Below are 22,706 nucleotides of genomic sequence, written 5' to 3' on the forward strand. Positions count from 1 at the left end.
AGCACTCTAGCATAGGGTCGCTGCCGCGCCGACCGCTGCGGTTCTCATTTTTCCCGCCAGAAACGTGCGCGATGGCGCAAACCCTCAGCCGGCGCGAAAGCCCCCAGGCGAATCCGTACAGCGCCCTGCTCGACACTGTCGTACAGGCGCGCGGAAACCGCCCGATAACGCGCCAGCACCTCGGCATGGGGGTGACCAAAGGCATTGTGCTGGCCGCGGGAAATCAGCGCCGCGCGAGGCGCAACCTGCGCCAGCAACGCCTGCGATGAGGAACCGCGACTGCCGTGATGGGGAGCCAGCAGCCACTCGGCGCGTAGCGCCATATCGCTGGCCAGCAGCGCCCGTTCGGCGCGGCTGTCGATATCGCCGGTCAAGAGCAGACGCTCGCCAGCGGCCTCGATCCGCAATACGCAGGATGCCTGGTTGCCGTCGCCGGCCGCGGCCCACCGCCAGAGACTGAACTGCACACCATCCCATTCCCAGCGCTGTCCGCTGACGCAGGCCTCGGCCTGTAGCCGTCCGGGCAGGCGTCCAGGCTCGCCACTGACGAGCCGCTGGACCGGCATCCCGCGCTGAATCGCCGGCGCACCACCGGCATGATCATTGTCGCCATGGCTGAGCAGCAGCAGGTCAAGCCCGCGCACCCCCAGGGCCCGCATGGATGGTAAGACCACCCGCTCGCCGGTGTCGAAATCGCCGAAGCGCGGCCCGGCGTCGTAGAGCAGCGTGTGCTCCCGGGTGCGCACCAGCACCGCCAGGCCCTGCCCCACATCCAGCATCCACACCTCGGCCTGGGCGTAATCCGGGCGCGGCTGCGGGCTGAACAGCAGCGGCAACAGCAGCACCGCGCCCAGGCTGCGCCCGGGAAGGCCAGCCGGCAGCAGTAACAGCCAGGCCCCCAGCAGTACCAGCAGCCAGGCCCACAGGGGCAATGTGCCGGGCAACCAGGCCGGCAACCAGGTGGCCATCTGCCCGAGTAACATAAACAGCAAATCGAGCGTGGCCCCGGCCAACCAGAGCACGCCGCCGCCCAACCAGGGCAGTGGCAGCAACAGACTGCCGAACAGGGCCAGCGGCACCACCAGCATACCCACCACGGGCACCGCAATCAGATTGGCCAGCGGCCCGCTGACGCTCACCGGCAACCCCAGCGCCAATAACAAGGGCAACAAGCCGATGGCCATGGCCCACTGCGCTCGCCCCAGGCTCCGCCACCAGGGCCATGCACCGAGCCGGCCACTGAAGATCAGAATCAACAGCAACACCGCGCCAAACGACAGCCAGAAACCGGGCTGCAGGCTGGCCAGGGGTTCCAGCAGCAGAACCGCGACCAATGCCAGCAACAGCGGCAGCCAGACGCCAAGGTGGCGAAAGCGCCAGCGCCAGAGCAGCACCAGACCGACCATCACGCAGGCGCGCCGCACCGGCACCTCGAACCCCGCCAGCAGCCCATAGCCCAGGGCACCGGCAAAGGCCAGAGCACAGGCCCAGGGTAGCCATGGCAGGCTCCGCGGCCACCAGCCCAGCCGCGCCAGACCGGCCACCAAACCATACAGCAAGCCCGCCAGCAGGCCGATATGCTGTCCGGAAATCACCATCAGGTGCACGGTACCGGTGCTCTGCAGCACCTGCCAGTCGGCCGTCGACAAGCCCGAACCGTCCCCCAGCACCAAGGCCGCCAGCGCCCCCTCACGGCCTTGCGCCGGGGTGGCCAGCAGGCGCTGGCGCAGGCTGTCGCGCCAGCCCGCCAGACCATTGGCGGCGCGCAGCAGCTCGCCACTTTTCACCGTGCCGGTAGCGCCCAGGCGCTGCGCCAGCAACCAGGCCTCGTAATCGAAGGCCTGCGGATTGACCAGGCCATGGGGGCGCTTGAGGCGCACCGCCAGCCGCCAGGTTTGTCCCGCCTGCAGCGCCGGCCCGCCATACCAGGCCAGACGCATGCGGGCGGGCAGCTCGGCCCGCCGTGAGTGCGCGCCCTGCAGCTGAAAGCGCACCACCCCCGCGCCCCGCTCGGGCAAGCCCACCACCTGCCCCTGCAGCCACAGGGTGCGACCATCGAGCTCGACGGCCAGACGGTCATCCAGCGCCCACTGCGCCGAGATGCAGGCCCAGCTCAAGCCGAACAGAAAGAAACCCAGGGGGTAAGCGCGCGAGGGCAACAGCAGCACGCCCAGCACCGGCAACAGACACAGCAGCCAGAACGGCGGCAACGCCGGCAGAAAGCGCAACGCAAGCAATCCCGCCGCCAGCGCCAATATCCCTATGCGCATAGACTCGCTCCATCAGCCGATACCGGGCACTGACCCCGCGCTCAGCTTTTGCATATTTGCTGTCACAAAGTGTGAAAGCAGGCCGCCATTAAACTGTGCATAATATCGGCGCTTTTTCCTCGTCCGAGAGCCTTCATGCCGCGTCGTTTATTCAAGCGCTACATGCCCAACCCAGAACGCATCAAGGGCAGCAAGTCCTTGCGCTTTCTCGGGGCCTTGATTCACGACCCCAACCTCTGGCACCTCAACCGTCACTCTGTTTCCCGAGCCATGGCCATCGGCCTGTTCTGGGCCATGATCCCCATGCCCATGCAGATGCTGGTGGCCGCCGTGGTGGCCATCCCCGCCCGGGCCAATATGCCGATCTCGGTGGGCCTGGTCTGGCTGACCAACCCGGTGACCATGCCTGCGGTGTTCTATTGCAACTATAAAGTCGGTGCCTGGCTGACCAGCACGCCGGCCATGCAGATGCCCGAACACATGAGCCTGGGCTGGATCGGGCATATGCTGCAGACCCACTGGCAACCGCTCTATCTGGGTTCCCTGGTGCTGGGCATTGTGCTGGCGGTGATCGCCTACTTCGCCACCAACGCCTACTGGCACTGGTGGGTCAGGCGCAGCTGGCGCAAGCGCCAGGAAAAACGCCGCCTGCGCGACACGCAGAACTGAAACGAAAAAGCCGTTACTGAGTAACGGCTTTTTCGTTTCAGGCAGCTTAGCCTACTCGTAGCGCAGCGCATCGGCCGGTTGTATCCGCGCCGCCCGCCAGGAGGGGTAAAGGGTCGCCAGAAAGCTCAGGGCGAATGCCGCGCCGCAGATCAGCAGCACATCGGAGAACAGCAACTGCGACGGCAGGTTGCTGATGAAGTAGACATCCGAACTCATGATCTGCTGACCGCTCAGGCCCTCGATCCAGCTCACCAGCTGACTGACATTCAAGGCGGCGAGAACGCCCAGCAGCGCACCGATCAGCGTGCCGGTGACGCCGATCACCGTGCCCTGGACCATAAAGACCCCCATGATCTGCCCGGGCGTGGCCCCCAGGGTACGCAGAATGGCGATATCACCGCCCTTGTCCGCCACCACCATGATCAGCGTGGCGATGATATTGAAGGCCGCCACCGCCACGATCAGCAGCAACAGCAGACCGATCATGGTCTTTTCCATCTTCATCGCACTGAACAGGCTGCCCTGGGTCAGGGTCCAGTCGCTGGCCTTGTAGTCCGCACCCAAACCGGCAGCAATGCTCGCCGCCACCTGCGGGGCCTGATACAGGTCCTGCAGCTTCAGGCGCACGCTCTGCACCTGGCCCGGCTGCATGCGCTGGATATGCGCGGCATCGGCGACATGGATCAGGGCCAGGGAGCTGTCCAGCTCGGCACCGACCTTGAACACCCCGACCACGTTCAGGCGCTGCATGCGCGGGCTGATACCGCCCGGTACGCTGCTCAGCTCCGGCACGATCAGCGCCAGCTTGTCGCCCACCTGCAAGCGGAAGCGCCGCGCGGTGATCTCGCCGATCACCACGCCGAACTCGCCCTCGCGCAGATCGCTCAGGCGGCCTTGCTGCATATGCGTATCGATGATCGACACCTGGGGCTCCAGCGCCGGGTCGACGCCCTGCAACTGGATCGGCTGCATAGCCCCGCGGAAGGACAACATGCCTTCCAGTTCGGCAAAGGGCACCGCCGCGACCACCTGTGGATTGTTCTTCGCTGCCGCAGCGACCTGCTGCCAGTCATCCAGCGGCTGCACCCCGGCGATACTGGCGTGCGGCACCATGCCGAGGATGCGCGTGCTCATTTCCTTCTGGAAGCCATTCATCACCGACAGCACCACGATCATGGCCAGCACACCCAGGGCCAGACCGATCATCGAAGTCATCGAGATAAAGGAAATAAAGTGGTTGCGCCGCTTGGCCCCGGTATAGCGGATGCCGATAAAGATACTCAGCGGACGGAACATCAGGCGGCCACCAGCTTGCCGTCTTCCAGACGCAGGATGCGATCCATCTGCCGGGCCAGCTCCATGTCGTGGGTCACCACCAGGAACGCCGTCTGCGAAGAGCCGCTCAGCTCCTTGATCAGCTCCTGGATACTCTGGGCGGTGTGGTGGTCGAGGTTGCCGGTGGGCTCATCGAGCAGCACCAGCCCCGGCTTGTTCACCAGCGCCCGGGCAATCGCCACGCGCTGGCGCTCGCCGCCGGACAACTCGGACGGTTTGTGCGCCAGGCGATGGCCCAGGCCGACCCGCTCGAGCAGCGCGGTGGCCCGCTGACGGGCCTCGGGGATCGGCGTGCGGCCGATCAGCAGCGGCATGCAGACGTTTTCCAGGGCGGTGAATTCCGGCAGCAGGTGATGGAACTGATAGACGAAGCCCAGGGCGCGGTTGCGCAGCAGGCCCCGTTCCTTCTCGTTCAGCGCCGACAGCTCTTCGCCCGCCAGCCAGACACTGCCGGTACTCGGCGTATCCAGGCCGCCGAGCATATTGAGCAGGGTGCTCTTGCCCGAACCGGAACTGCCGACGATGGCCAGACGCTCGCCGGGATGCAGTTCGAGCTGCAGATCTTCCAGCACCACCACCGACTGCGGGCCTTCGACATAACTCTTACCGAGGTTGCGACAACTCAAAACTGCCTTGTCTTGCATAAGCCGATCACTCATAACGTAGCGCCTCCGCGGGCTGAGTACGGGCCGCGCGCCAGGCTGGATAAAGGGTGGCGAGAAAACTCAGGAGCAGAGCCGCGGCACACACCAGCAGCACATCCTGGAGCATCAGTTGCGAGGGGATATAGTCGATAAAGTAGACATCGGCATTGAGAAACTGCATGCCCAGCAGCGACTCCAGGGCGGCGATGGCGGCGCTCACATTGAGCGCGGCGAAGATGCCCAGGACAGCGCCTATGGCGGTACCGAACACCCCGATCACCGTACCCTGGACCATAAAGATCGCCATGATCTGCCCCGGCGTCGCGCCAAGGGTGCGCAGAATGGCGATATCGCCCTTCTTGTCGGTGACCACCATCACCAGGGTGGAGATGATATTGAAGGCCGCCACCGCCACGATCAGCAGCAGCAGCAGGCCGATCATGGCCTTTTCCATGCGGATCGCCTGATACAGGTTGCCATGGGTGCGGGTCCAGTCGCGGGCATGGTAATCGCCCTCGCCGAGGGTCTGCGCCAGCGCCCAGGCCGTGCGCGGGGCCTCGAACAGGTCGGCGAATTTCAGGCGGATGCCCTGCACCTGATCGGCCTGCCAACGCTGCAGGCGGGCCAGGTCCTGCACATGGGTCAGGGCCAGGTGGCCGTCGATCTCGCCGGCACCGACATGGAACAGGCCGACCACGGTAAAGCGCTTGAGCCGCGGAAACATCCCGGCGGGGGTGACGGTTACTTCCGGCGCGACAAAGGTGATCTTGTCACCCAGGCCCACGCCCAGCTTGGCCGCGGCCTTGTCGCCGATCACCATGCCGAATTCGCCAGGGCGCAGGTCCGCCAGCCGGCCCTGTTGGAAGAAGTCATCGATAATCGACACCTTGACCTCTTCCTGCGGGTCAATCGCGTTGATCAGCACCTTCTGCACCTTGCCCTCATAGGTCAGCAGGCCCTGCATCTGGCTGAAGGGGGCCGCCGCCAGCACCTGGGGATTGGCCTGCGCCTGCTCGGCCAGGCCGCGCCAGTCGTCGATCGGCGTGGCACTCTCGACGGTGGCGTGCGGCACCATGCCGAGCACCCGGGTGCGCATTTCATGGTCGAAACCATTCATCACCGAGAGCACCAGGATCATCACCAGCACACCCAGTGCCAGCCCGATCATCGAAGTCAGGGATATAAAGGAAACGAAGTGACTGCGGCGTTTGGCGCGCGTGTAGCGCGTACCGATAAATACGAACAGAGGTCTGAACATGTCGGGGGCTATTCGAGGGAAAGAGGAACGTCCTTGTGGCGGGGCCTGGCCAGCGGCCTTACACTCAGACCACTACTGCTGCCATGGGTTCGCCATGTCGACTCAAGATGAAGATGATCGCCGCGAATACTATCGTATCGACGATACGATCGCACTGGAATTCACCCCGCTGTCCGGCGCGGATGCCCTGGCCAGCGAAGCGCTGCACGACAGCTCGCCGCTGTTCAACCTGCTCAGCGACCTGCACCTGATGGATTTCGAGTCGCAGCACCTGCTGCGGCATATCAGCGAACGCGACCGCACCCTGGCCAACTACCTCAAGGTGATCAACAAGCGCATCGACCTGCTCGGCCAGGCCGTGGCCCAGAGCCTGCTGCGCGATATCGGCGCACCGCGCCAGGTCAGCCTGTCCGAAGGCGGCGTCAGTTTCAACAACGCGCAGAGCATCGCCCTCGACACCCACCTGGCGATCAAGATGGTCCTGATGCCACAGGCCTTGGGCCTGCTGCTCAGAGCCAAGGTGGTGCACTGCAGTCTGCTGCCGTCACAACAGTTCGAGATCGGCACCGAGTTCGAAGCCCTGACCGATGCCCAGCGCCAGCTGCTGGCCCGACATATCCTGCAACGCCAGGCACTGGAGCGACGCCAGGCCCGCGAACTACCGGACCAGCCCTGATGAATACTCCGATGTTGCCACGTCTACTGCTATTACTCTGCCTGCTGCCCCTGGCCGCAACCGCAGAGGTCCTGCAAATCCCCATCGGCCAGCAGGGCGCAAACCAGCTCGCGCTGCCCCAGTTCGGCGAATCGCAGCGCTCGGTACTCGAACGCTTCGGCCTGGCCGACCAGGAGCACCCCAGCGTCGGTAACCCGCCGATTACCCGCTGGGATTACCGCGAATTCAGTGTCTATTTCGAACACCAGCATGTGATCAACAGCGTGCGCCATCACCAACCTGGCGCAACCCGAGTCGACAAGGAGCAGCAGTGACGGTCATTTATGGGCACCGTGGGGCCAAGGGCGAAGCACCGGAAAACACCCTCGTCAGCTTCCAGAAATGCCTGGAGTACGGCGTAAGCCACTGCGAACTGGACCTGCACCTGTCGCGCGATGGCGAACTGATGGTCATTCACGACCCCAGCCTCAGGCGTACCACCGGCCACCGCGGCAAGGTGATCGAGCACGACGCCGCCGAACTGGTCGGTTACGACGCGCGCAAGGGTGGCCCTGGCTGGGTCCACCCCTGCCCGATCCCGCGCCTGGAAGAGCTGTTCCAGCAGTGCCCGTTCGAGCATTGGCAGCTGGAAGTCAAAAGCGCCTCGAAGACCCGCGCTGCCCAGACTGTCAAAGCCATTGCCGAGCTAGCCGAGCGCTATCGGCTAAGCGACCAGCTCACCGTCACTTCCAGCTCCCGGGAGGTGCTCGCGGCCCTGCTGCAGCTGGCTCCGCAGCTCAAACGCGGCCTGGTGGCCGAATATGCCTGGCTCGACCCGCTAAAGGTGGCCCAGCACTACGACTGCCACCTGCTGGCCCTGAACTGGACCCTGTGCACTCCGGAACGCCTGCTCAAGGCCCAGAAGAATGGCCTGCATGTCTCGGTGTGGACGGTCAACGAACCGGCACTGATGCGTCGGCTGGCGGATTTCGGCGCAGACAGCATCATCACCGACTTCCCGGGCCTGGCCGTGCAGACGCTCAAGGCCTAAGTGCCGTAGCCGGGCTGTCATTTGCGACCTGGCGGCCGGTTGTACCCGCCCTATATACCGACAGCACCCACCCAGCACGCATAAAAAAACCGGCCACCAGGGCCGGTTTTTCGTTAAGCCTGTTCAGAAACTCTCCCGATTTGGCCAGCGCCAGTGACGGGAGTCGCTGAGCGGGTCCTCCCCGACCGGTTCAGGCCACCGGCCGGAGCCGCTCAAAAAAGCCGGTTGAGGCCGTCGAACGCCGCCACCCGATAGGCTTCCGCCATGGTCGGGTAGTTGAAGGTGGTGTTGACGAAGTACTTGATGCTGTTGGCCTCGCCCTTCTGGTTCATGATCGCCTGACCGATATGCACGATCTCCGAAGCCTGGTAGCCGAAGCAGTGCACACCAAGCACTTCCAGGGTCTCGCGATGGAACAGGATCTTCAGCATGCCCACCGGCTCATGGGAAATCTGTGCCCGGGCCATGCCCTTGAAGAAGGCCTTGCCCACTTCGTAGGGAATCTTCGCCTGGGTCAGTTCGCGCTCGTTCTTGCCGATCGAACTGATCTCCGGAATGGTGTAGATGCCGGTCGGCACATCATCGACAAAGCGCCAGCTGCCGTTATCGACGATGCTGCCGGCCGCCGAACGGCCCTGGTCGGCAGCCGCACTGGCCAGGCTCGGCCAGCCGATCACGTCGCCTGCAGCGTAGATGTTCGACACCTCGGTGCGGTAACTCTGGTCGACTTCGATCTGGCCACGGCCGTTGACCTTGATGCCGATATTCTCCAGGCCCAGCTGATCGGTATTGCCGGTACGGCCATTGCACCAGAGAAAGGCGTCGGCCTTGATCTTCTTGCCGGACTTGAGGTGCAGAACCACACCGTTATCCACGCCTTCGACACTTTCGTACTCTTCATTGTGGCGAATCAGCACGTTGTTATTGCGCAGATGGTAGCTCAGCGCATCGGAAATCTCGGCATCGAGAAAGCTCAACAACTGGTCACGGTTGTCGATCAGATCGACCAGCACGCCCAGGCCGCTGAAGATCGAGGCGTACTCGGAGCCGATCACCCCGGCACCGTAGATGATGATGCGGCGCGGGGTATGGCCGAGACTGAGAATGGTGTCGCTGTCATAGATGCGCGGGTGCTGGAAGTCGACATCGGCCGGGCGATAAGGCCGCGACCCAGTGGCGATGACGATCTGCTTGGCCACCAGTGTTTCCACCACGCCATTGGGGCACACCACTTCGACGGTCTGCTCATCGGCAAAGCTGCCGGTGCCGAAGAACACATCAATACGGTTGCGGGCGTAGAAACCGGTACGCGAGGTCACCTGCTTGGCGATCACCCGCTCGGCACTCTTCAGCACGTCGGGAAAGGAGAACCAGCGCGGCTCGCCGATCTGGCGGAACATCGGGTTGGTGTTGAATTGCATGATCTGCCGCACCGAGTGGCGCAGCGCCTTGGACGGAATGGTGCCCAGGTGGGTGCAGTTGCCGCCGACTTCGCGACGGCTGTCGACCACGGCCACCTTGCGCCCGGCCTTGGCCGCGTTCATTGCCGCACCCTCACCCGCCGGCCCCGAACCCAGCACCACCACATCGTAGTTGTAGACCGCCATGTTTACTCCTTCAGATCACACCGGAGCACTTGTACCGCACTCTCGGCAGGGCCAGCACTGCACCGGGCAGCCTGACAATCGATGCTTTAGCTGCAGCAGCCTAACCTGCGGGCTGCTGCGAGACGATTAGCGTTTGGTCGCGTCATAGGCCAGCGCACTGGGGCTGGTCTCGTCGGCACTGCCATTGATCTCTTCACATTTCTCGCGACTGCCGCCGCAGATCGAGCATTCCTTTTCAATGCCCAGGTTGGCGATGCCCCCGCAGGAGCCGGCGATGGGTTTGCGGCCCATGATCACCCCTACCGCCATCAACGACACCACCAGCATCATGGTGCAAAAAACGATTAACCAGATCATTGCTCTTCTCCTGCAGCGAATAGCTGCTCGAAAGCCTGAGTACTCTGTGTGACGAATGCCTCGCCCTCACGGGTCACGAAAAACGCCGCGATACCCTGCTGCTCGGCAAATGCCAGACCGCGCTCGGTGCCCATCACCATCAATACGGTAGACAAGCCATCGGCGCGCAAGGTCGATTTATCGGCCACGGTCACCGCGGCCAGCTTATGGGTAATGGGTGCCCCGGTTGCCGGATCGAGGGTATGGGAATAGCGCTGGCCGTCCTCCTCGAAATAGTTGCGGTAATCGCCGGAGGTGGAAATGCCATAGCCATCCAGCTCGAGCACCCGCTGCGCGACGCGCTGGCCGTCCTGAGGAGCCTCCAGACCGATCCGCCAGTGCTCACCATCGGGCTTTCTGCCCGCCGCCTTGAGCTCGCCGGTCACCTCCACCAAGTAACTATCGATGCCCAGTTCGTTGAGACGCTGGACGATACGGTCCACCGCATAACCGGCGGCGATGCTGTTGAAGTCGACCTGAACATCGACCGCCTTGCACAGCTGGCCCGCCTCGATACGCAGATGCTGCATGCCCATGCGCTCACGCGCTGCGGCCAGCAACTGCGGGGTGGGAACCTTCTCGGCGCGCGCCTTGGGGCCAAAGCCCCAGAGGTTGAGCAGCGGCTCCAGGGTCAGGTCGAAGGCCCCCTGGCTCTGCTGATTGAGCACTTGCCCGGCGGCGACCAATTCCAGCACCCCAGCCGGCATGGCCTGACAGCTGCCTGCGGGAGCCTGATTGAATTGCTCGATAGCGGAATCATCGCGGTAGGTCGACATCTGCTGGTCAACGTCGGCCAGGATGTTATCGGTCTCGCGCTTGAGTAGCTCAACGCTCGGCGAATCCTTGCCGCGCACGTATTTGATCGAGTAGGTGCTGCCCATGGTCGGGCCGGCGAACTCCTCCACCCGCTCCGAAAACCAGCAGCCCGTTAGGGCTGCCAGCAAGCTGGCAGCGATAACGGGCCGTAGTACCGCATAGTTCATGCTTAGCCGCCGAAGTCGTCGAGCAGGATGTTCTCCTCCTCCACACCCAGATCGACCAGCATCTTGATCACCGCCGCGTTCATCATGGGCGGGCCACACATGTAGAACTCGCAATCCTCCGGAGCCGGGTGGTCCTTCAGATAGTTCTCGTACAGCACGTTGTGGATAAAGCCCTTGAGACCGGTCCAATTGTCTTCCGGCAACGGATCGGACAGTGCTAGATGCCACTTGAAGTTGTCGTTCTCGGCCTGCAGTTGGTCATACTCTTCGACGTAGAACGCTTCACGCATGGAGCGTGCGCCATACCAGAAGCTGATCTTGCGCTTGGACTTCAGGCGCTTGAGCTGATCGAAGATATGCGAGCGCATCGGTGCCATACCGGCACCGCCACCGATAAAGACCATCTCGGCGTCGGTGTCCTTGGCGAAGAACTCGCCGAACGGACCGTAGACGTCGATCTTGTCGCCCGGCTTGAGACTGAACACGTAGGAGCTCATCTTGCCCGGCGGCAGGTCGTCCTTGCCTGGGGGCGGCGAGGCGATACGGATATTGAACTTCACCAGGCCCACTTCTTCCGGGTAGTTAGCCATGGAGTAGGCACGAATCACGGTCTCTTCGACCTTGGACACGTACTTCCACTGGTTGAACTTGTCCCAGTCGCCGCGGTACTCCTCCTGAATGTCGAAGTCCTTGTAGTGCACGGTGTGCGGTGGGCACTCCAGCTGCACATAGCCACCGGCGCGGAAGTCGACGTTCTCGCCTTCCGGCAACTTCAACGTCAGCTCCTTGATAAAGGTGGCCACGTTGGGGTTGGACTCGACGGTGCACTCCCACTTCTTCACGCCGAACACTTCTTCCGGCACTTCGATCTTCATGTCCTGCTTGACCGGAGTCTGGCAGGACAGACGCCAGCCAGCCTTGGCTTCGCGGCGGGTGAAGGCGGCCTCTTCGGTCGGCAGCATTTCGCCGCCGCCATGTTCGACCACGCACTTGCACTGGGCGCAGGTACCGCCGCCGCCGCAAGCCGACGAGAGGAAGATATTGTTGGCCGCCAGGGTCTGCAGCAACTTGCCGCCGGCCGGGACCACAATGGTTTTTTCGCCGTTGATCTCGATGCTCACGTCACCGCTGGAAACCAGCTTGGCGCGCGCCGCGATAATGACCAGCACCAACGCCAGCACGATGCCGGTGAACATGCCGATCGCGATAAAAATCTCGAAATTGATCATCTATTCATCCCTTCCTTACAACTGCACGCCGGAGAAGGACATGAAGCCCAGAGACATCAGACCGATGGTGATAAAGGTGATGCCCAGCCCCTGAAGGCCTGCTGGCACGTCGCTGTACTTGAGTTTCTCGCGAATCCCCGCCAGAGCGGCAATCGCCAGGGCCCAGGAGACACCGGCACCCACGCCATAGACGGTACTTTCTGCCAGGTTGTAGTCACGCTCGACCATGAACAGCGAGCCACCCATGATCGCGCAGTTCACCGTGATCAATGGCAGGAACACGCCGAGGGCGTTGTACAGCGAAGGCACGTACTTATCCAGGGTCATCTCGAGGATCTGTACGATTGCCGCGATCACACCGATAAAGGTCAGCAAGCCGAGGAAGCTCAGGTCGACCTGCGGGTAGCCGGCCCAGGCCAGCGCACCATCTTTAAGCAGATTGGTGTAGATCAGGTTGTTCACCGGCATGGTGATACCCAGCACCACCACTACGGCGATGCCGAGACCGATGGCGGTTTCGACCTTTTTCGAGATGGCGATAAAGGTACACATGCCGAGGAAGAACGCCAGGGCCATGTTCTCGACGAACACCGCACGGACGAACAGGCTGATGTAGTGTTCCATTAGTAGGCCTCCTTTTTGGATACCTGAGGTGCCATCTTGAAGCTGGGCTTCTCCACCTGGTCTTTCTTCCAGGCGCGAATACCCCAGATAAACAGACCGATCAGGAAGAACGCCGAAGGCGGTAGCAACAGCATGCCGTTGGGCTGATACCAGCCGCCGTCGTTGATCACCGGAATGATCTCGTACCCCATCAGCTTGCCGGCACCGAACAGCTCACGAATGATGCCCAGGGCGATCAGCATGGCGCTGTAACCGAGACCGTTACCGATGCCGTCGAAGAACGACAGCACTGGCGGATTCTGCATGGCGAAGGCTTCTGCTCGGCCCATCACGATGCAGTTGGTGATGATCAGTCCGACGAACACCGACAGCTGCTTGGACAGGCTAAAGGCGTAGGCCTTGAGCACCTGATCGACCACGATTACCAAGGACGCGATGATCACCATCTGCACGATCATGCGGATCGAGCCCGGAATCTGGCTGCGAATCATCGAGATAAACAGGTTGGAGAACCCGGTTACCAGAGTCAGCGCGGCGGACATCACCAGCGCGGTTTTCAGGTTCGAGGTCACCGCCAGGGCGGAGCAGATCCCGAGGATCTGCAAGCCAATCGGGTTGTTGTTGAAAATCGGATTGAGCAGAACTTCTTTAATAGTCGGCTGCGTCATGATCAAGCCTCCCCTGCGCGCAGGTTCGCGATAAACGGACCGAAGCCATTCTGGCCGAGCCAGAACTTCAGCAGGTTGTCCACCCCATTGCTGGTCAGGGTAGCGCCCGCCAGGCCATCAACCTGATGCACGGCCTTGGGGCTCTGTGCATCGACACCACCCTTGACGATTTGCACGGCCAGTTTGCCGTCCTCATCGAACAGGGTCTTGCCCGGCCATTGGCCTTTCCACTTCGGATTGTCGACTTCGCCACCCAGACCCGGCGTTTCGCCGTGCTGGTAGAAGCCCATGCCGACCACGGTATTGAGGTCGCCCTTGACCGCGATAAAACCATGCAGGGTCGACCACAGGCCGTAGCCGCGCACCGGCAGGATCAGGGTTTCGACCTGACCCTCCTTCTCCACCACATACACGGTGCTGAAGCGTTCCTGACGCTTGATCCCGGCAATATCTTCATTGCCCGGCAGCACGCTGGAGAGCTTCGGATCCTTCGAGGCTTTTAACGGATCGAAGGTGACCGGATCATGAGCATCGGAGAACTTGCCGGTTTCCAGGTCCACCAGCTTGGCGCTGATGGTGCTTTTGAACAGGTCTTTGACCTCGCGCGCCGACATCTTCGCTTCGCCCAGCCCGGCAATCGCCAGGATGCTGCGTTGCTTGTCCAGCAGACGATTGTCCACCTGGGTCGGCTTCAGCGCCACCGCTGCACCGGCAACGAACACCGAGCACACCAGACACACCAACAGGGCCACCACCAGCGTACGGACGGTGGATTCTTTTTGACTAGACATTGCGTGCCAGCCTCCGCTTGATATTGGCTTGAACGACGAAATGGTCGATCAGCGGTGCGAACAGGTTGGCGAACAGAATCGCCAGCATCATGCCTTCCGGGAACGCCGGGTTGACCACGCGGATCAACACCACCATCACGCCAATCAAGGCACCGAAAATCCACTTGCCGGTATTGGTCATGGATGCCGACACCGGATCGGTGGCCATAAACAACATGCCGAAGGCAAAACCGCCAACCACCAGATGCCAGTACCAGGGCATGGCGAACATCGGATTGGTGGTCGAGCCCAGGGCGTTGAACAGCAGGCTGAGGCCGACCATGCCGAGCATCACGCCGGCGACGATGCGCCAGGAGGCGATCTTGGTGATCAACAGCACACCACCGCCGAGCAGGATCGCCAGGGTGCTGGTTTCACCCAGGGAACCGTGAATGGTGCCGACGAAGGCGTCCATCCAGGTAATGCCCTGACCGATCACATTTTCGATCCCGCCGGATGCGGCCAGGCTCAGCGCGGTGGCACCGGCGAAGCCGTCGACCGCGGTCCAGACCGCATCGCCGGACATCTGCGCCGGGTAGGCGAAGAACAGGAAGGCACGGCCGGTCAGCGCCGGGTTGAGGAAGTTCTTGCCGGTACCGCCAAACACTTCCTTGCCGATCACCACGCCGAAGCTGATGCCCAGCGCCACCTGCCACAGCGGAATGCTCGGCGGCAGAATCAGGGCGAACAGCACGGAGGTAACGAAGAAGCCTTCGTTGACTTCATGCTTGCGGATCGAGGCGAACAACACCTCCCAGAAACCGCCGACGATGAAGATCACCCCATAGACCGGCAGGAACCAGGCGGCTCCCTGGACAAAGTTGTCCCACAGGCTGTTCGGGTCGAAACCGGCCAGCGCACTGATCAAGGCAAAGTGCCAGCCTTCCTGAGCCGCCAACAGCTCAGGGCTCTGGGCGAAGATCAGGTTGGCCTGGTAACCGGTGTTCCACATGCCGAAGAACATGGCCGGGAAGGTGCACAACCAGACGGTGATCATCATGCGCTTGAGGTCGATGCCGTCACGCACGTGAGCGGTGGTCTTGGTTACGCTGCCGGGGCGATAGAAGAAGGTGTCGATGGCTTCATACAAGGCATACCACTTCTCGTACTTGCCGCCTTTTTCGAAGTTGTGCTCGATTTTATCGAGGAATGCACGGATACCCATGACTTAACCCTCCTTCTCGATGCGGGCGAGGTTATCGCGCAGGATCGGGCCATATTCGTATTTGCCGGCGCACACATAGGTGCACAGTGCCAGGTCTTCTTCGTCGAGTTCGAGGCAGCCCAGCTTCTGAGCCATCTCGGTGTCGCCGACGATCAGGTAGCGCAGCAGTTGGGTCGGCAAGATATCCAGCGGCATCACTTCTTCGTAGTTTCCCACCGGCACCATGGCACGCGGGCTGCCATTGGTCGTGGTGGAGAAGGCAAACTGCTTCGCCGCCATCAACTTGGACACGAACACATTGAGCACCGAGTGCTTGTTTACCCCTGCACGCAGGTAATGCAGCATCTCGCGGTCATTGCCTTCAGCCAGGCAGGACACCTGCAGGTGGTAACGACCGAGGAAGGCAAAGGCCCCCTGGGCAGTACGACCACCCAGCACCGAACCGGAAATCACCCGATTGAACCCCGGCTGCAGCTGACCCGCGGTCAGCTCGGCGAGGCTCGCGCCCAGGCGGGTGCGCAGCAGACGTGGCTGTTCGACCACCGGACCGGCCAGCGCGACCACGCGCTCGGTCCAGAGCTGCCCGGTAGTGAACAGCTTGCCAATGGCAATCACGTCCTGATAGTTGATCGTCCACACGCTCTTGCTGGCGTTGACCGGATCGAGGAAGTGGATATGGGTACCCGGCAACCCGGCAGGGTGCGGCCCGGCAAAGGTTTCGCTGTGCACGTGAGCCAACTGCTCGCCGGGCAACTTGGCCCCTTCCGCCTTGCACAGGAAGATCTTGCCCAGGTTGCCAAGGACCTGCAGACCATGCTCAAAGTCTGCGGCGTACTCGGCAATCACTACAGCCGGATCGGCTGCCAGCGGGTGAGTATCGATCGCGGTTACGAAGATCGAGCTGGGCTGCGCATCCACGGCCGGCACCTTGCTGAACGGGCGCGCCCGAAAAGCGGTCCACAGACCCGATTGTTGCAGGGTTTCACGCACGCCGGCATCGCCGACAGCACCCAGCTGATCGGCTGGGAAATGAGCAAAGGTAACCTGCTCATCGCCGTCGACATCGATCACCACGGACTGCAGCACACGCTTCTCACCACGGTGAATAGCGCCGATCACACCGGCTGCGGGAGCCGTGTAAAACACCCCCGGAGTCTTCTTGTCAGAGAAGAGGATCTGGCCAAGTTTGACCCGATCACCGACCTGAACCTCCATCGTAGGCTTCATACCGTGATAATCGAAGCCTATGACGGCGACACTACGTACCGGCCTTGCAGCCTCGATACGTTGCGCCGGCACGCCTGTTATGGGCAAGTCGAGCCCATGTTTAATTTTGATCATAGGTTTGCCTAACCACTGATTTATAAGCTTTTTTAGAATACGGGCGACATCGGCATGCTTAATATGCAGAACAGCGCCGCTGGGATTATAGGCGCTGTTTATGATGTCGAACGCGGGAAAAAAATCCGTTTGATTATAAAGACCCCCCCTGCCACTGACCACCCAAGCGCTTGCTTTTTTTGACTTTTCGGTAACAGATGGCTACAGATGCCTACTTGACTGAAACAGCCGCTGGGGCGACACAGGATTACCCCATCCGCAGGAGTCAAACCATGCGCCGAATACTGGTATTTGCCACCTTGTTACTGCTCAGCGGCGAACTGCTGGCCAACACCGGCGAGCGCCTGCAAGAAGCCAACTTTGCCGCCCAGCGCACACTCAGCGAGGAGCGCCTGGAGCGGAAAAACCAGAGCGTGCTCACCTACCTGTGGATCGATGTCTACGCCGCGGCCTTCTACGCCCCAGCCCAGGTCAGCGCCAACCAGGCCTTCAGTCGCTCGCTCAAGCAGCGCCTGGAGCTCTACTACTTTCGCAAGATCGACCGCGAAGACCTGATCAAGGCCGCCTGGACTACCCTCGCCCGGCAGCACCCCGCCACCACCCTCGAGCGCCTGCGCACCGATCTCGAGGCCCTGCATGACAAATTCGAGGACATCCGACCCGGTGACCGCTACGCCCTGAACTTCACCCCGGATAACGGCCTGAGCCTGGAACGCAATGGCGAAGTCGCCTTCACCAGCCAGGACCCGGAGCTGGCCAGGGCATACCTGGGCATCTGGCTGGCCCCCAACGGCCTGTCGGACACACTGCGTAGCCAACTGTTCGCACAGTAACGCCCCAAGGCCAGCGAGTCCGCTAGACCAAGGTATTTTCTGCAGCAATAAAAAACGGGAGCCGAAGCTCCCGTTTCTTGTTCTACCGCTGGCGTTTAACGCGGGAAAGCTGGCGGGTTGACCCCGGCCATGTCTTCCATCACGCGCACCACCTGGCAGCTGTAGCCGAACTCGTTGTCGTACCAGACATAGAGCACGACCCTGTTGTCGTTGGCGATGGTGGCCTCGGCATCGACCACACCGGCGTGACGCGAGCCAACGAAGTCGGTGGATACCACTTCCTGGGAGCTGACGAAGTCGATCTGCTTCTGCAGGTCCGAGTGCATGGCCATCTGGCGCAGATACTCGTTGACCTCCTCACGGGTGGTAGCCTTCTCAAGATTGAGGTTGAGAATGGCCATCGACACGTTCGGCGTCGGTACGCGAATGGCATTGCCGGTCAACTTGCCTTTCAGCACCGGCAGGGCCTTGGCGGCGGCAGTGGCGGCACCGGTTTCGGTGATCACCATGTTCAGCGGCGCGCTACGACCACGGCGGTCGCCCTTGTGGAAGTTGTCGATCAGGTTCTGGTCGTTGGTGTACGAGTGAACCGTTTCCACGTGACCATTGATGATGCCGTACTGATCATTGATCGCCTTCAGCACCGGCACGATGGCGTTGGTGGTACAGGAAGCGGCCGAGATGATCTTGTCGTCGGCGGTGATTTCGCTGTGGTTGATGCCGTGCACGATATTCTTCAGCGCGCCTTTGCCCGGCGCGGTGAGCACCACGCGATCGACACCCGGGCAGGCCAGGTGCTGGCTCAGGCCATCGGCATCACGCCACACACCGGTGTTATCCACCAGCAGTGCGTTCTTGATGCCGTACTGGGTGTAGTCCACTTCGGTCGGCGACTTGGCGTAGATCACCTGAATCAGGTTGCCGTTGGCGGTGAGAGTACTGTTCTCTTCGTCAATGGTGATGGTGCCATCGAACTTGCCATGCACCGAGTCGCGGCGCAGCAAGCTGGCACGCTTGACCAGGTCGTTGCTCGCACCCTTGCGCACGACGATGGCGCGCAGACGCAGGCCGTCGCCGCCACCGGTTTTCTCGATCAGGATGCGTGCCAGCAGGCGACCGATACGACCGAAGCCGTACAGCACCACGTCGGTGCCTTCACGAGCTTCGCTGTTTTGCTTGCCAGCCACTTCAACCAACTCGTCTTTGACGAACTGCTCGATGCTGCGAGCCTGGCCTTCAGCTTTGAACTTGCTGACCATCTTGCCCAGGTCCACCGAGGCTGCGCCCAGCTTGAGCTCGCTCATGGCCTTGAGCACCAGGAAGGTATCGTGCACCGACAGTTCGCTGTCGCCGACCAGGCGGTGACGGGCGAAACGGTGGGCCTTGAGAATATCGATCACCGAACGGTTGATCAGACCACGTCCGAAGATCGAGGTGACCACGTTGTTGTTACGGTAGAGCTGGCCAATCATCGGAATCATCGCTTCCGCAAGGGCTTCTCGATCGATCCACTCACCGAGACACTGGTCGGGCTTCTGAGTCACGGGCAGTACCTTCCACATGTAGGGGCTGAAAAAAGGGGCTACATTATGACGGCGCATGCCTGCATGAGCAATGCACGACTGTCGCAACTGACACCGGACATAAACGCCCGCTACAATCGGCGACTTCGTTCCACGACTGTGAGCCGCCCGTGTCTGAACCGACCGTGCCCGTACTGCGTCTGCCGTCCCTGCCGGCCACCGCCGGAAAACAACACTGGGGCAACCTGCCCGGTGCCGCACTGAGCCTGGCGATTGCCGAAGCCGCCAGCGCCGCCCGTCGCTTCACCCTGCTACTGACCGCCGACAGCCAGAGCGCCGAACGCCTGCAGGAAGAGCTGAGTTTCTTCGCCCCGAGCCTGCCGGTGCTGCACTTTCCCGACTGGGAAACCCTGCCCTACGACCTGTTCTCGCCGCACCAGGACATCATCTCCCAGCGCATTTCAGCCCTCTACCGTCTGCCCGAACTCAAGCACGGCATCCTGGTAGTGCCGATCACCACGGCCCTACACCGCCTGGCCCCCAAGCGCTTCCTGCTCGGCAGCAGCCTGGTCATGCAGGTCGGCCAGCGCCTCGACGTCAACCAGATGCGTGGCAACCTGGAAGCCGCCGGCTATCGCTGCGTGGATACGGTGTACGAGCACGGCGAGTTCGCGGTACGCGGCGCGCTGATCGACCTGTTCCCGATGGGCAGCGAGCAGCCGTATCGCATCGATCTGTTCGATGACGAAATCGAGACCCTGCGCACCTTCGACCCGGAGACCCAGCGCTCGATCGACAAGGTCGAGTCGATCAAACTGCTGCCGGCCAAGGAGTTTCCCCTGGAGAAAAAGGCCGTCACCGATTTCCGCGGGCGCTTTCGCGAGCGCTTCGACGTGGATTTCCGCCGCTGCCCGATCTATCAGGACCTCAGTACCGGCATCACCCCGGCCGGTATCGAGTACTACCTGCCGCTGTTCTTCGAAGAAACCGCCACCCTGTTCGACTACCTGCCCCAGGACACCCAGGTGTTTTCCCTGCCGGGGGTGGAAAAGGCCGCGGAACACTTCTGGAGCGACGCACGCAACCGCTATGAAGAGCGCCGGGTCGACCCCGAGCGCCCACTGCTGCCACCGGCCGATATCTTTCTGCCGGTGGAAGACTGCTTCGCCCGCCTGAAAGACTGGCCGCGGGTGGTGGTCAGCCAGGACGATATAGAGGAAGGAGTCGGCCGCACCCGCTTCAGTGCCCAAGCACTGCCAGACCTGGCGATCCAGGCCAAGGCCAGCGAGCCCCTGGCCTCGCTGCGGCGCTTTGTCGAGGACTACCCCGGCCGCGTGCTGTTCTGCGCCGAGTCGGCGGGACGCCGCGAGGTACTGCTGGAACTGCTGGCGCGGCTCAAGCTCAAGCCCAACGAGTTCGACAGCTGGCCGGCGTTTACCGCCAGCAAGCAGCGCCTGGGCATCTGCATCGCACCACTGGACGACGGCCTGCTGCTCGAAGACCTGGCTCTGGTGGCGGAAAGCCCGCTGTTCGGCCAACGAGTGATGCAGCGCCGGCGTCGCGAAAAATCCCGCGACGGTGGCGATAACGTCATCAAGAACCTCACCGAGCTGCGCGAAGGTGCGCCGGTGGTGCATATCGACCATGGTGTGGGCCGCTACCTGGGCCTGATCACCCTGGAAATCGAAGGCCAGGCCGCCGAATTCCTCGCCCTGATGTACGCCGAGGAAGCCAAACTCTATGTGCCGGTGGCCAGCCTGCACCTGATCGCGCGCTACACCGGCAGCGACGACGCCCTGGCCCCGCTGCACCGTCTCGGCTCGGAAATCTGGCAGAAGGCCAAACGCAAGGCCGCCGAACAGGTGCGCGATGTCGCCGCCGAATTGCTCGACATCTACGCCCGCCGCGCCGCCCGCGAAGGCTATGCGTTTGCCGACCCAATGGCCGATTACGCCACCTTCAGCGCCGGCTTTCCCTTCGAGGAAACCCCCGACCAGCAGGCCGCCATCGAGGCCGTGCATGACGATATGCTGGCCGCCAAGCCAATGGATCGCCTGGTCTGCGGCGACGTCGGTTTCGGCAAGACCGAGGTGGCCATGCGCGCCGCCTTTATCGCCGTGCATGGCGGCAAACAGGTGGCGGTGCTGGTGCCAACCACCCTGCTCGCCCAACAGCATTACAACAGCTTCCGCGACCGTTTCGCCGACTGGCCGGTGAAGGTCGAGGTAATGAGCCGCTTCAAGAGCGCCAAGGAAGTCGCCGAGGCCATGCAGCAACTGGCCGAGGGCAAGGTGGATATCGTCATCGGCACCCACAAGCTGCTGCAGGGCGACGTCAAGTTCAGCAACCTGGGCCTGGTGATCATCGACGAGGAACACCGCTTCGGCGTGCGCCAGAAGGAACAGCTCAAGGCCCTGCGCAGCGAAGTCGACATCCTCACCCTCACCGCCACACCGATCCCGCGCACCCTGAACATGGCGGTGGCCGGCATGCGCGACCTGTCGATCATCGCCACGCCGCCGGCGCGCCGTTTGTCGGTACGCACCTTCGTCATGGAGCAGAACAACCCGACGATCAAGGAAGCCCTGCTGCGCGAACTGCTGCGCGGTGGCCAGGTGTACTACCTGCACAACGATGTGAAAACCATCGAGAAATGCGCCAGTGAGCTGGCTGAACTGGTGCCGGAAGCGCGTATCGGCATCGGCCACGGGCAGATGCGCGAGCGTGAGCTGGAACAGGTGATGGGCGATTTCTACCATAAGCGCTTCAACGTGCTGATCGCCTCGACCATTATCGAAACCGGCATCGACGTGCCGAGCGCCAACACCATCATCATCGAGCGCGCCGACAAGTTCGGCCTGGCCCAGCTGCACCAGTTGCGCGGCCGCGTCGGCCGTAGCCACCACCAGGCCTACGCCTACCTGCTGACCCCGCCGCGCAAGCAAATGACCGACGACGCGCAGAAGCGCCTGGAGGCCATCTCCGGTGCCCAGGACCTCGGGGCCGGTTTTCTGCTGGCCACCCACGACCTGGAAATCCGCGGTGCCGGCGAACTGCTCGGCGACGGCCAGAGCGGGCAGATCCAGGCGGTGGGCTTTACCCTCTATATGGAAATGCTCGAACGGGCGGTGAAAGCCATCCGCAAGGGTGAGCAACCCAACCTCGACCAGCCCCTCGGTGGCGGCCCGGAGATCAACCTGCGGGTCCCCGCGCTGATTCCCGAGGACTACCTGCCGGATGTGCACACCCGCCTGATCCTCTACAAACGCATCGCCAACGCCGCCGATGAGGATGGCCTGAAAGAGCTGCAGGTGGAGATGATCGACCGCTTCGGCCTGTTGCCGGAGCCGACCAAGAATCTGGTGCGCATCACCCTGCTCAAGCTGCTGGCAGAAAAACTCGGAATCAAGAAGGTCGACGCCGGCCCGCAAGGCGGCCGTCTCGAATTCGCCGCCGACACCTGCGTCGACCCGCTGACCTTGATTCGCCTGATCCAGGGCGCGCCGACCCGCTACAAGTTCGAAGGAGCCACCCTGTTCAAGTTCCAGGTACCCATGGAACGTGCACAAGAACGCTTCAACACCCTCGAAGCGCTGTTCGAGCGCCTGACACCCTCTACCTAAAG

The 22,706-nt window shown here is 62.3% G+C and carries 20 protein-coding genes; 6 read left to right on the forward strand and 14 right to left on the reverse strand.

What is annotated here, in order from left to right; all coding sequences use genetic code 11:
* Positions 1-44: 44 nt before the first annotated feature.
* Positions 45-2,270: a DNA internalization-related competence protein ComEC/Rec2 gene (locus AACY13_RS12255; RefSeq protein WP_339461866.1), complete on the reverse strand. Its 2,226-nt coding sequence runs from the start codon at positions 2,268-2,270 to the stop codon at positions 45-47.
* Positions 2,271-2,405: 135 nt separating this feature from the next.
* Here AACY13_RS12255 and AACY13_RS12260 point away from each other — a divergent pair, with 135 nt between their 5' ends.
* Positions 2,406-2,939: a DUF2062 domain-containing protein gene (locus AACY13_RS12260; RefSeq protein ID WP_339461867.1), complete on the forward strand. Its 534-nt coding sequence runs from the start codon at positions 2,406-2,408 to the stop codon at positions 2,937-2,939.
* A 51-nt stretch (positions 2,940-2,990) separates the two neighbouring features.
* On the opposite strand, the gene AACY13_RS12265 is transcribed toward AACY13_RS12260, so the two are convergent.
* From AACY13_RS12265 to AACY13_RS12275, 3 genes are read right to left on the reverse strand one after another with little or no spacing between them, the layout of a single operon-like run.
* A complete protein-coding gene (locus tag AACY13_RS12265; protein WP_339461868.1) occupies positions 2,991-4,235 on the reverse strand; it encodes a lipoprotein-releasing ABC transporter permease subunit in 1,245 nt (414 codons plus the stop codon).
* Positions 4,235-4,918 carry a lipoprotein-releasing ABC transporter ATP-binding protein LolD gene (gene lolD, locus AACY13_RS12270; protein WP_339462338.1) on the reverse strand — a complete coding sequence of 228 codons (684 nt, stop codon included), beginning with the start codon at positions 4,916-4,918 and terminating at the stop codon, positions 4,235-4,237. The genes AACY13_RS12265 and lolD overlap by 1 nt, the downstream gene beginning before the upstream one ends.
* Before the next feature lie 7 nt (positions 4,919-4,925).
* Positions 4,926-6,176: a lipoprotein-releasing ABC transporter permease subunit gene (locus AACY13_RS12275; RefSeq protein ID WP_339461869.1), complete on the reverse strand. Its 1,251-nt coding sequence runs from the start codon at positions 6,174-6,176 to the stop codon at positions 4,926-4,928.
* Between the two features lie 94 nt (positions 6,177-6,270).
* Here AACY13_RS12275 and AACY13_RS12280 point away from each other — a divergent pair, with 94 nt between their 5' ends.
* From AACY13_RS12280 to AACY13_RS12290, 3 genes are read left to right on the forward strand one after another with little or no spacing between them, the layout of a single operon-like run.
* Positions 6,271-6,852 carry a PilZ domain-containing protein gene (locus AACY13_RS12280; protein WP_339461870.1) on the forward strand — a complete coding sequence of 194 codons (582 nt, stop codon included), beginning with the start codon at positions 6,271-6,273 and terminating at the stop codon, positions 6,850-6,852.
* The gene (locus AACY13_RS12285; RefSeq protein ID WP_445262575.1) at positions 6,852-7,166 is read left to right on the forward strand and encodes a phosphodiesterase; all 315 of its coding nucleotides are present in this window, start codon (positions 6,852-6,854) and stop codon (positions 7,164-7,166) included. The genes AACY13_RS12280 and AACY13_RS12285 overlap by 1 nt, the downstream gene beginning before the upstream one ends.
* Complete coding sequence (locus tag AACY13_RS12290; protein WP_339461871.1) at positions 7,163-7,882, forward strand: glycerophosphodiester phosphodiesterase; 720 nt, start codon at positions 7,163-7,165, stop codon at positions 7,880-7,882. The genes AACY13_RS12285 and AACY13_RS12290 overlap by 4 nt, the downstream gene beginning before the upstream one ends.
* A 212-nt stretch (positions 7,883-8,094) precedes the next feature.
* Here AACY13_RS12290 and sthA read toward each other — a convergent pair whose 3' ends face one another.
* From sthA to AACY13_RS12335, 9 genes are all read right to left on the reverse strand, one after another.
* Positions 8,095-9,489: a Si-specific NAD(P)(+) transhydrogenase gene (gene sthA, locus AACY13_RS12295; protein WP_339461872.1), complete on the reverse strand. Its 1,395-nt coding sequence runs from the start codon at positions 9,487-9,489 to the stop codon at positions 8,095-8,097.
* Positions 9,490-9,615: 126 nt separating this feature from the next.
* Positions 9,616-9,846 carry a (Na+)-NQR maturation NqrM gene (nqrM, locus tag AACY13_RS12300; protein WP_339461873.1) on the reverse strand — a complete coding sequence of 77 codons (231 nt, stop codon included), beginning with the start codon at positions 9,844-9,846 and terminating at the stop codon, positions 9,616-9,618.
* Positions 9,843-10,868, reverse strand: a complete 1,026-nt coding sequence (locus tag AACY13_RS12305; protein ID WP_339461874.1) for an FAD:protein FMN transferase — start codon at positions 10,866-10,868, stop codon at positions 9,843-9,845. The genes nqrM and AACY13_RS12305 overlap by 4 nt, the downstream gene beginning before the upstream one ends.
* Positions 10,869-10,870: 2 nt before the next feature.
* Positions 10,871-12,097 (reverse strand): NADH:ubiquinone reductase (Na(+)-transporting) subunit F, encoded by a 1,227-nt coding sequence (gene nqrF, locus AACY13_RS12310; RefSeq protein WP_339461875.1) that lies wholly within the window; start codon positions 12,095-12,097, stop codon positions 10,871-10,873.
* 15 nt (positions 12,098-12,112) lie between these two features.
* Positions 12,113-12,721 carry an NADH:ubiquinone reductase (Na(+)-transporting) subunit E gene (nqrE, locus tag AACY13_RS12315; RefSeq protein WP_318949225.1) on the reverse strand — a complete coding sequence of 203 codons (609 nt, stop codon included), beginning with the start codon at positions 12,719-12,721 and terminating at the stop codon, positions 12,113-12,115.
* Entirely contained in the window at positions 12,721-13,395 is a 675-nt protein-coding gene (locus AACY13_RS12320) for an NADH:ubiquinone reductase (Na(+)-transporting) subunit D (RefSeq protein WP_339461876.1), read from the reverse strand. Before AACY13_RS12320 ends, nqrE begins: the two co-directional genes overlap by 1 nt.
* Positions 13,392-14,180 (reverse strand): Na(+)-translocating NADH-quinone reductase subunit C, encoded by a 789-nt coding sequence (locus tag AACY13_RS12325; protein ID WP_339461877.1) that lies wholly within the window; start codon positions 14,178-14,180, stop codon positions 13,392-13,394. Before AACY13_RS12325 ends, AACY13_RS12320 begins: the two co-directional genes overlap by 4 nt.
* Positions 14,173-15,384, reverse strand: coding sequence for an NADH:ubiquinone reductase (Na(+)-transporting) subunit B (locus AACY13_RS12330; protein WP_339461878.1), 1,212 nt, complete (start codon positions 15,382-15,384; stop codon positions 14,173-14,175). Before AACY13_RS12330 ends, AACY13_RS12325 begins: the two co-directional genes overlap by 8 nt.
* 3 nt (positions 15,385-15,387) lie before the next feature.
* Entirely contained in the window at positions 15,388-16,725 is a 1,338-nt protein-coding gene (locus AACY13_RS12335; RefSeq protein WP_339461879.1) for a Na(+)-translocating NADH-quinone reductase subunit A, read from the reverse strand.
* A 272-nt stretch (positions 16,726-16,997) separates the two neighbouring features.
* On the opposite strand from AACY13_RS12335, the gene AACY13_RS12340 reads away from it, so the two are divergent.
* A complete protein-coding gene (locus AACY13_RS12340; RefSeq protein WP_339461880.1) occupies positions 16,998-17,558 on the forward strand; it encodes a chalcone isomerase family protein in 561 nt (186 codons plus the stop codon).
* A gap of 95 nt (positions 17,559-17,653) precedes the next feature.
* Here AACY13_RS12340 and AACY13_RS12345 read toward each other — a convergent pair whose 3' ends face one another.
* Complete coding sequence (locus AACY13_RS12345; protein WP_339461881.1) at positions 17,654-19,120, reverse strand: glyceraldehyde-3-phosphate dehydrogenase; 1,467 nt, start codon at positions 19,118-19,120, stop codon at positions 17,654-17,656.
* A 146-nt stretch (positions 19,121-19,266) separates the two neighbouring features.
* On the opposite strand from AACY13_RS12345, the gene mfd reads away from it, so the two are divergent.
* Complete coding sequence (gene mfd, locus AACY13_RS12350; RefSeq protein WP_339462340.1) at positions 19,267-22,704, forward strand: transcription-repair coupling factor; 3,438 nt, start codon at positions 19,267-19,269, stop codon at positions 22,702-22,704.
* The last annotated feature ends 2 nt before the right edge of the window (positions 22,705-22,706 follow it).

Origin of the sequence: Pseudomonas sp. EA_105y_Pfl2_R69 (assembly GCF_963970915.1) — a bacterium.
Lineage (GTDB): Bacteria > Pseudomonadota > Gammaproteobacteria > Pseudomonadales > Pseudomonadaceae > Aquipseudomonas.

Bases quoted from the DNA above. Each gene is read 5' to 3' on its own strand.
- AACY13_RS12255 (WP_339461866.1), bottom strand. From the start codon at position 2,270: ATGCGCATAGGGATATTGGCGCTGGCGGCGGGATTGCTTGCGTTGCGC.
- AACY13_RS12260 (WP_339461867.1), top strand. From the start codon at position 2,406: ATGCCGCGTCGTTTATTCAAGCGCTACATGCCCAACCCAGAACGCATC.
- AACY13_RS12265 (WP_339461868.1), bottom strand. From the start codon at position 4,235: ATGTTCCGTCCGCTGAGTATCTTTATCGGCATCCGCTATACCGGGGCC.
- lolD (WP_339462338.1), bottom strand. From the start codon at position 4,918: ATGCAAGACAAGGCAGTTTTGAGTTGTCGCAACCTCGGTAAGAGTTAT.
- AACY13_RS12275 (WP_339461869.1), bottom strand. From the start codon at position 6,176: ATGTTCAGACCTCTGTTCGTATTTATCGGTACGCGCTACACGCGCGCC.
- AACY13_RS12280 (WP_339461870.1), top strand. From the start codon at position 6,271: ATGTCGACTCAAGATGAAGATGATCGCCGCGAATACTATCGTATCGAC.
- AACY13_RS12285 (WP_445262575.1), top strand. From the start codon at position 6,852: ATGAATACTCCGATGTTGCCACGTCTACTGCTATTACTCTGCCTGCTG.
- sthA (WP_339461872.1), bottom strand. From the start codon at position 9,489: ATGGCGGTCTACAACTACGATGTGGTGGTGCTGGGTTCGGGGCCGGCG.
- nqrM (WP_339461873.1), bottom strand. From the start codon at position 9,846: ATGATCTGGTTAATCGTTTTTTGCACCATGATGCTGGTGGTGTCGTTG.
- AACY13_RS12305 (WP_339461874.1), bottom strand. From the start codon at position 10,868: ATGAACTATGCGGTACTACGGCCCGTTATCGCTGCCAGCTTGCTGGCA.
- nqrF (WP_339461875.1), bottom strand. From the start codon at position 12,097: ATGATCAATTTCGAGATTTTTATCGCGATCGGCATGTTCACCGGCATC.
- nqrE (WP_318949225.1), bottom strand. From the start codon at position 12,721: ATGGAACACTACATCAGCCTGTTCGTCCGTGCGGTGTTCGTCGAGAAC.
- AACY13_RS12325 (WP_339461877.1), bottom strand. From the start codon at position 14,180: ATGTCTAGTCAAAAAGAATCCACCGTCCGTACGCTGGTGGTGGCCCTG.
- AACY13_RS12330 (WP_339461878.1), bottom strand. From the start codon at position 15,384: ATGGGTATCCGTGCATTCCTCGATAAAATCGAGCACAACTTCGAAAAA.
- AACY13_RS12335 (WP_339461879.1), bottom strand. From the start codon at position 16,725: ATGATCAAAATTAAACATGGGCTCGACTTGCCCATAACAGGCGTGCCG.
- AACY13_RS12340 (WP_339461880.1), top strand. From the start codon at position 16,998: ATGCGCCGAATACTGGTATTTGCCACCTTGTTACTGCTCAGCGGCGAA.
- AACY13_RS12345 (WP_339461881.1), bottom strand. From the start codon at position 19,120: ATGTGGAAGGTACTGCCCGTGACTCAGAAGCCCGACCAGTGTCTCGGT.